Source organism: Rahnella sp. P4_A8 (assembly GCF_056402435.1).
The window spans coordinates 1-1,200 of the sequence record NZ_JBFUHK010000254.1; the positions used below are offsets into that span (position 1 = coordinate 1).

Below are 1,200 nucleotides of genomic sequence, written 5' to 3' on the forward strand. Positions count from 1 at the left end.
CCAGGTGCTGAGCTTTGAGAATGACCTGCGTAATGCGGACAATGCCAGGCTCAACGCGCTTATTAACTATTTAAATGCACAAGCTCAGCTGGATCAAATTCTAGGTACTACCCTGCAAAGTTGGGATATCTCGCTCAATGACTAAGAAACGCTGGCAAATGGTCTTAGACCGACTTCGGACGCGCACTTCAATCATAATCATACTGCTGTTCGTCGTTACCGTGGCTATATGTCTGTCTGTGGTGCAATACGCTGAAAAACCCGCGCATGAACAATTAGTTGACTGGGTACGTGTCCAGCAACAGGAAATTGAGCAGCAATTGGGTCTCGTTGGCCGTATACAAGCTGCCAGGCAGCAAACGCTTTCAGCGCCTTTCGAAGGTGTCATTCATGAGGTTAGGGTCAGGGAAGGTGAGTCAATTAAAACAGGGCAAATACTAGTTCAGCTTGATCCCGAAATGATCGGGATTCAACTGCGCCAGGCTCAGGCTGAACTGATAAAAGCTCAGAGGGAAGTTCACCAGCTGGATATCTGGAGCAGCAGCCCTGAAGTTTCCCGTGCCCGTAGATCTGAGCAATCGGCTCGTACCACCTTAATCACAACTCAGGCAAATTTACGCGAAACACGGGCCTTATTCACAAGAGGGATCGTTGCACGTATGGAGGTCGATGCGCTTGTTCAGCAGGAACTCACACAGCAACAGGATTTGCTCAGCGCACAGGATGACTTGCGCGATGTTAAGGAACGGGGTCAGGGAGAGGAGCGTAAAATCGCAGAAATGGGGCTACTCAACGCTCAGGTACGTTATCAGACGCTGAAAGCCCAAAGTGAAAAACAGACTATCAAAGCACCTTTTCCCGGTATTGCGGTACGACCTGACACAACAGACGGCAGTAAGGCTATTTTTGCTCAACCGGGGCTTCAGGTAAGCCAAGGGACGCCATTGCTGGCGGTTATCGGGCTTGATCGCCTTCAGGTTTTGACTCAAGTCAGCGAGTCAGACCTTTACCAGTTGCGTGTGGGAATGCCTGTGAAAATTACAGGCGATGGGTTTACTGGCTGCGTTCTCGAAGGACATATTGCAGCGATTTCCGTACAAAGTAACGCTTCAGATTCATACGGAGGAGGAGCCCGTTATGATGTTGTAGCGGCCATTGATACCCTTCCATCAGATTCAGCACAGCAGATCCGTTTGGGGA

1 protein-coding gene is annotated in these 1,200 nt (G+C 49.8%); it reads left to right on the forward strand.

All coding sequences use genetic code 11. The features are described from left to right. Positions 1 to 137: 137 nt before the first annotated feature. On the forward strand, positions 138 to 1,200 hold a 1,063-nt coding region (locus AC1DUO_RS25190), incomplete at its 3' end, for an HlyD family secretion protein (RefSeq protein ID WP_477989417.1).